The organism is Acidovorax sp. GW101-11A03 (assembly GCF_059424825.1).
The window spans coordinates 1-6,187 of the sequence record NZ_JBWKZU010000115.1 but is presented as its reverse complement, the minus strand read 5'-3'; the positions used below and the strand labels follow the sequence as shown (position 1 = coordinate 6,187).

General features: G+C 65.1%; 6 protein-coding genes. 3 read left to right on the top strand and 3 right to left on the bottom strand.

Features of this window, described 5'->3' with window-relative positions:
* Positions 1 to 282 precede the first annotated feature (282 nt).
* The 3 genes from AC07Z7_RS24620 (at position 283) to AC07Z7_RS24610 (ending at position 2,829) form a co-directional block, all read left to right on the top strand.
* Positions 283 to 1,188, top strand: a complete 906-nt coding sequence (locus tag AC07Z7_RS24620) for a sulfurtransferase (RefSeq protein WP_494767980.1) — start codon at positions 283 to 285, stop codon at positions 1,186 to 1,188.
* 126 nt (positions 1,189 to 1,314) lie between these two features.
* Complete coding sequence (locus AC07Z7_RS24615; RefSeq protein WP_494767979.1) at positions 1,315 to 2,511, top strand: YeeE/YedE family protein; 1,197 nt, start codon at positions 1,315 to 1,317, stop codon at positions 2,509 to 2,511.
* Positions 2,512 to 2,583: 72 nt separating this feature from the next.
* Positions 2,584 to 2,829 carry a hypothetical protein gene (locus tag AC07Z7_RS24610; RefSeq protein ID WP_494767978.1) on the top strand — a complete coding sequence of 82 codons (246 nt, stop codon included), beginning with the start codon at positions 2,584 to 2,586 and terminating at the stop codon, positions 2,827 to 2,829.
* A 122-nt stretch (positions 2,830 to 2,951) separates the two neighbouring features.
* Here AC07Z7_RS24610 and AC07Z7_RS24605 read toward each other — a convergent pair whose 3' ends face one another.
* The 3 genes from AC07Z7_RS24605 to AC07Z7_RS24595 all read right to left on the bottom strand — a co-directional run.
* A complete protein-coding gene (locus AC07Z7_RS24605; protein ID WP_494767977.1) occupies positions 2,952 to 4,448 on the bottom strand; it encodes an NAD-dependent succinate-semialdehyde dehydrogenase in 1,497 nt (498 codons plus the stop codon).
* 199 nt (positions 4,449 to 4,647) lie between these two features.
* The gene (locus tag AC07Z7_RS24600; protein ID WP_494767976.1) at positions 4,648 to 5,322 is read right to left on the bottom strand and encodes a GntR family transcriptional regulator; all 675 of its coding nucleotides are present in this window, start codon (positions 5,320 to 5,322) and stop codon (positions 4,648 to 4,650) included.
* Positions 5,323 to 5,392: 70 nt separating this feature from the next.
* On the bottom strand, positions 5,393 to 6,187 hold a 795-nt coding region (locus tag AC07Z7_RS24595; protein ID WP_494767975.1), incomplete at its 5' end, for a TRAP transporter substrate-binding protein.

Sequence of the window (6,187 nt, the reverse complement as noted above, 5' to 3'; positions counted from 1 at the left end):
GTTGTCTTCGTCTTGCGTGGCATTCATGCTCCTTGTTGACATGCTATGCCTCACACACAAAACATCTGACAGGCTCGGCTTCCAGCTTGAAAGCGGTTCGTGCAAGTGCGCAAACCGCATATGCATAGCCGATCTTGTTGGTTGGGCGCAGGGTCTTTGGGCTCTAAATTCCTTTCACCTGCCCTGCGGTGCAGGCACTCCACAGACACCGAAAGGAATCCGATGACCACACCACACCGTTCTTCAACGCAAGTCCCATGACGCCAATGGCTGCGCGCCTGCATGGCGGGGGGCGTGGTGCTGTTCAGCGGTTCTTTGCTGGCCGCCACCCCCATCCCCGCAGGCCCCCTGGTCACCACCGAATGGCTGGCTCAAAACCTGGACAACCCGCAGGTGCGCATCGTCGAGGTGAGCGTGAACCCGGGCCTGTACGAGCGAGGCCATGTACCGGGCGCCGTCAACTTTTCGTGGCACCAGGATCTGAACGACCGGGTGCGGCGCGACATCGTGGGCAAGGAGGCGTTTGAGGCCTTGCTTTCAAAAGCCGGGGTCAAGCAGGACACCACGGTGGTGCTGTACGGCGACACCAACAACTGGTTTGCCGCCTGGGGCGCGTGGGTGTTTGACATCTATGGCGTCAAGAACGTGAAGCTGCTCGACGGCGGCCGCAAGAAGTGGGAGGCCGAGAACCAGCCGCTGAACAACCGCGTGCCCGAATTTGCAGCCACCAGCTACAAGGTGGCCAAGGTGAACACCGACCTGCGCGCCCGTCTGTCCGACGCCCTGGCGGCGGCCGAAGGCAAGAGCAATGCGAAGTTGGTGGACATCCGATCGGCCGATGAATACTCCGGCAAGATTTTTGCGCCTGCCGGGGTACCCGAGCTGAGCATCCGTGCAGGCCATATCCCCGGTGCGGCCAATGTGCCCTGGGGCCAGGCGGTGAAGGAGGACGGCACCTTCAAGTCGGCCGAAGATCTGAAAAAGCTCTACGCCAGCGCAGGCGTGGACGGCAGCAAACCCATCATCACCTACTGCCGCATTGGCGAGCGCTCCAGCCACACCTGGTTTGCGCTGTCCAAGATCCTGGGCTATAGCGTGAAGAACTACGACGGCTCGTGGACCGAATATGGCAACGCGGTGGGCGTGCCCATCACCAACCCGGCGGGCACCATCTGGGCCGCCAAGTGATGGGGTTTGCCGACAGAACCTTTTGGGAAGAAGGTGCAATGCAAAACAAAGAGAGTTTCTGATTTTGGTAGGGGGTCTCTTTTTACAGCCCGCTTCATGCGGGCTTTTTTTATGCCTGGGAGGTTCATGGCGTTCAAGATCAATTTTTCTCACGCGGGCGCCCTGGCGCTGTTGGTGGCGCTGGGGGTGGCAGACCACGCAGTGCAGGCGCTGCCCGGCGGGCGCACGCTGGCGTTTGCGCTGGCCACGGGCGGGGTGCTGGGGCTGGTACTGCAGCGCACGCGGTTTTGTTTTTACTGCCACGCGCGCGACTGGTTTGAAGATGGCAACCCGCGCGGGCTGCTAGCCATCGTGCTGGCGCTGGCTGTGGGTGTGGTGGGCTATACCGTGGTGCTGGGCAGCTGGTTGCCCGTGCCCCAGCCGGGCAAGCTGCCGCCCGACATGCACATCGGCCCGGTGAGCTGGGTGTTGGTGGCGGCGGGGCTGTCGTTTGGCGCGGGCATGGTGGTGTCTGGTTCGTGTATCAGCGCGCACTGGTACCGGCTGGCCGAGGGCTCCCCAGTGTCGCCGTTTGCGCTCATTGGCTCGGCGCTGGGTTTCATCCTGGGCTTCATCACCTGGAACCCCTTGTACAGCCTGAGCGTGGCCGATGCCCCCGTGGTCTGGCTGCCCGCGCACCTGGGGTATGACGGGGCGCTGCTGGTGCAATTGGGCGGGCTGGCCCTGGTGGCGGCTTGGTTGTGGCGAGGCTTTGCACGCGAGGCGGCGGCTGAATCGGCGGCAAGGGGCGCGGTGCCCAGCCTGGGCGCTGTGTGGCGCAGCTTGTGGGCCGGGCGCTGGCCTTACTGGGTGGGCGGCCTGGCCGTGGGGTTGATCGGCGCGTTTGCGATTGTGCGCATGCGGCCGCTGGGCGTGACAGCCACGCTGGGCAGTGCGGCGCGCCAGTGGGCGCAGGGGCAGGGCTGGATTCCCGATCGGCTGGAAGGGCTGGATGGGTTTGCAGGCTGCGCCACCGCGCCGCAGTCCACCTGGTTCACACCCAATGCCTTGCTGCTGGTCGGCCTGGTGGCGGGGGCGTTTGTTGCGGCCCTGGCCAGCCGCCAATTTGCGCCGCGCTGGCCCACCTGGCGCGATGCCATGCGGGGCCTGGCGGGTGGCGTGCTGCTGGGCTGGGGCGCGATGACGGGGCTGGGCTGCACCATCGGCACGCTGCTGTCGGGTGGCATGGCGGGGGCCCTGTCGGGCTGGGTTTTTGGGGTGGCCGTGTTTGTGGCCGTGTGGGCGGGGCTGCGGCTCAAGCGGCTGTGGCCCGCCGGGCGCTGAGGAGAGCCGTGAAGGGCCGTCCGATACACTGCGGCCCGCATGGATACCTGCACAAGCACCCGCACGTACACGATGACCCCGATGGCCCGGCGCTGGCTGGTGGTGATGGCCGCAGGCCTGTGCGGCTGCGCCTATTCACCGCCCGCGCCGTTCATCGTTGTGGGCAATGACAAGGTGGTGTCCATCAACTGGGAAAACTCCACGCTGGGCCCGGATGGTGCCCAGCAGGCGGCCGACAAACACTGTGCGCGGTATGGTCTGCAGGCGGAGCTGGCTGTGCAGGTCAGCCGGTTTGAAGTGGCCTACCGCTGCGTGTAGGTGCGCAGCGGTTTCAGGTGACCCCAATCTTGAGTTTTTTGGCCTTCTCCGCCTACCCCGTCTACCTAATTAGCTATAAAAATAGTAGCATTTGACCATGGGGCACGGTGAACAGGGCAGGGCTATTTACCGCTCTGGATGTCCCCGAGGCACAGGTACTTGATCTCCACATAGTCGTCCATGCCGTAGTGCGATCCTTCGCGGCCCAGGCCGGACTGCTTGACGCCACCAAACGGCACATGCTCCGTAGCCAGGATGCCGACGTTGGCACCCACCATGCCGTATTCCAGCGCCTCGGTCACGCGGAAGATGCGGCCCACATCGCGGCTGTAGAAGTAGCTGGCCAGGCCGAATTCGGTGTTGTTGGCGGCGTCAATGGCTTCTTGCTCTGTCTTGAACTTGAAGACCGGGGCGAAGGGGCCGAAGGTTTCCTCGCGGGCGCACAGCATGTCGGCCGTGGCGTTGGCGACTACGGTGGGCTCGAAGAACTGGCCCGAGCCCAGGGCAGTGAGCCGCTGGCCGCCGGCCACCACCTGGCCGCCCTTGGCCAGCGCGTCATCCACATGGCGCTGCACCTTGGCCAGAGCGGCTTCCTCAATCAGCGGGCCCTGGTTCACCCCGGCCTCGAAGCCGTTGCCCACCTTGGCTGTCTTGACCTTGGCCGCAAACTTGGCCACGAACTCGTCGTACACGCCTTCCTGCACGTACAAGCGGTTGGTGCACACGCAGGTCTGGCCGGCGTTGCGGTACTTGCTGGCAAAGGCGCCTTCCACAGCGCTGTCGATGTCGGCATCGTCAAACACCAGGAAGGGCGCGTTGCCGCCCAGCTCCAGCGACATCTTCTTGACCGTGGGGGCCGACTGCGCCATCAGGATGCGGCCCACTTCGGTGCTGCCCGTGAAGCTGATGTGGCGCACCACGTCGCTCGCGCACAGCACCTTGCCGATGGCGATGGAGTTGTCGCTGTCGGCGGGCAGGATGTTGAACACGCCGGCCGGGATGCCTGCGCGGATCGCCAGCTCGGCTGCAGCCAGGGCGGTGAGCGGCGTCAGCTCGGCAGGCTTGATGACCACGGGGCAGCCCGCAGCCAGCGCGGGCGCGACCTTGCGCGTGATCATGGCCAGCGGGAAGTTCCACGGCGTGATGGCCGCGCACACGCCGATGGGTTGCTTGAGCACAAGCAGACGCCGGTTGTTGTCAAACTGGGGCAGGGTTTCGCCGTTGATGCGCTTGGCCTCTTCGGCAAACCACTCCACAAAACTCGCGCCGTAGGCCACTTCACCCTTGGCTTCGGGCAGGGGCTTGCCCTGCTCGGCGGTCATGATGCGGCCCAGATCGTCCTGGTTGGCCATCAGCAGGTCGTACCACTTGCGCAGGATGATGCTGCGCTCCTTGGCGGTCTTGGTCTTCCAGGGGCCCCAGGCGGCATTGGCGGCGGCAATGGCAGCCTCTGCGTCCGCTGGGCCCAGGTTGGCCACGTCGGCCAGCTTCAGGCCCGTGGCCGGGTCGTTCACATCAAAGCGGCTGCTGCCTGCCACCCATTGGCCGTTGATGAGGCCGTCGGTCTTGAGCAGGGTGGGATCATTCAGCAGGGCGAGGGGGGAGGTCTTGGTGTCCATGGTGTCTCTTATCGGCTGGGCAGGAACAGGGGCGCAGGGTAGCGCCATTCGGAGTGCAAGGCTGTCGCCTTGGAACACGCCCCCGGAATGCCACGGAAGGCTTCAGGTTGAGGAATATGAATAAAAATGGCTGTAGCGCTTGATGGATAAGCGCTAGCAGCTATCAAATAAATAGTAGAAGGTGGCTGGGCCGTGCGGCTTAGCGGTCGATGATGCGCCGCGCAAACCTTTCCAGGTACTCCATCAGTTGCTCGGCCCCGGCCATGGCCTGGGCTTCGTCACCGCTGGCAATGCCCTGGGCCAGCTGCATGTGGGCGCGTGCGCCTTCGGACACCTCGCCCTCGTGCTGGTAGGCATACCAAAAGCGCCTGCACTGCACGATGAGCGGCTGCACACATTTGACGGCCGAGTGGTTCTGGCTGGCCAGATGCACCACCACGTCCAGCGCGTGGTCGGCCTGCATGTAGTCGTCCAGGTGGCCGCGTGCGGCGGCTTCCACCATCTTCTGGGCGCACTGCACGATGGCCTGGCGCTGGGGCGCCGTGGCGCGGCGCGCGGCGCAGGAGGCGATCAGGCGCTCCAGCACGCGGCGGGTCTGGATCACGTCCAGGTGGTCGGCCAGATCGATGTGCGACACCAGCAGCCCGCGCCGGGGCTGCTGCGCAATCAGCCCGATGGACACCATGCGCAGCAGCGCCTCGCGCACAGGGGTGCGGCCCAGGCCGGTGCTTTCTACAATCTCGGCCTCCACCACGGGCGATCCGGGCTGCAGCTGCAGGGTGGAGATCATGGCCTCGATGGCGTCATAGGCCACGTCGGCCGCGCGCCGCTTGGGCGCGGGGTCTCGCTGGGGGGATGCACTGCGGGTGGTCATGGGGAGATGGGTGTGAGGGGCGGGGTTGCGGACCGCATCTTAGTAGCTTGCAGTAGCGGCCCCGCTGCCATCAGGCCAGGCTGGCGCCTGCCTTGCGCAGCTCGGCAATCTGCGGTGCCTTGGGTAGCCACAGCTTGTCGAACTCCTGGATGGTGCTGTCGGGGTTGAAGGCCGATGCCGTCTTGAACGCAATGGACGTGCCCTTGAACTTCTCGATCAGCCCGGCCTCGGTGGTCACGATGTCGTTGATCTGCGCATCCAGCGACTGGGCCACCAGCTTGCGGATGAGGTCCTTGTCCTTGGCGTCCAGGCCTTGCCAGATGCGGCCGGAGACCAGGGGGGCGAAGGGCATGAACAGCGCATTCATCTGCAGCAGCGTTTTGGCCACCTTGTCAAAGCGCTGGTTCCACGAGAACTCGATGTCGGCCTCCAGCCCATCGACCTGGCCGTTGCTCATCGCATCAAACACCTGGGGCGTGGGGATGGGCGTGGGGGCTGCGCCCAGCATTTGATAAAAGTCGCGGTACACGGGCGTGGGGTTGATGCGCAGCTTCATGCCCTTGATGTCGGTGGGCAGGTTGATGTCCTTGGTGGAGAACACGGCGCGCATGCCGGTGATGCCCCAGCCCAGGCCAATGGTGCCGGTCTCGCGCGGCAGCACCTCCAGCAGCTTGGTGGCGGCGGGGTGCTTGACCAGCTTGGCCACGGCGGGTGTGGAGCGCACCAGGTAGGGCGCGTTGATGGCCGCGATGCTGGACACGCGCGAGCCCAGCTCGGCGGCCTGGATCCAGCCCATGTCCAGCGCGCCGGACTGCAGCTGCTGCATCATCGCCGCCTCGTTGCCCAGCTGGCCCGAGTGGAAGAC

Coding starts and splice junctions, on each gene's coding strand:
- AC07Z7_RS24610 (WP_494767978.1), top strand. CDS start 2,584: ATGACCCCGATGGCCCGGCGCTGGCTGGTGGTGATGGCCGCAGGCCTG.
- AC07Z7_RS24615 (WP_494767979.1), top strand. CDS start 1,315: ATGGCGTTCAAGATCAATTTTTCTCACGCGGGCGCCCTGGCGCTGTTG.
- AC07Z7_RS24620 (WP_494767980.1), top strand. CDS start 283: ATGGCGGGGGGCGTGGTGCTGTTCAGCGGTTCTTTGCTGGCCGCCACC.
- AC07Z7_RS24605 (WP_494767977.1), bottom strand. CDS start 4,448: ATGGACACCAAGACCTCCCCCCTCGCCCTGCTGAATGATCCCACCCTG.
- AC07Z7_RS24600 (WP_494767976.1), bottom strand. CDS start 5,322: ATGACCACCCGCAGTGCATCCCCCCAGCGAGACCCCGCGCCCAAGCGG.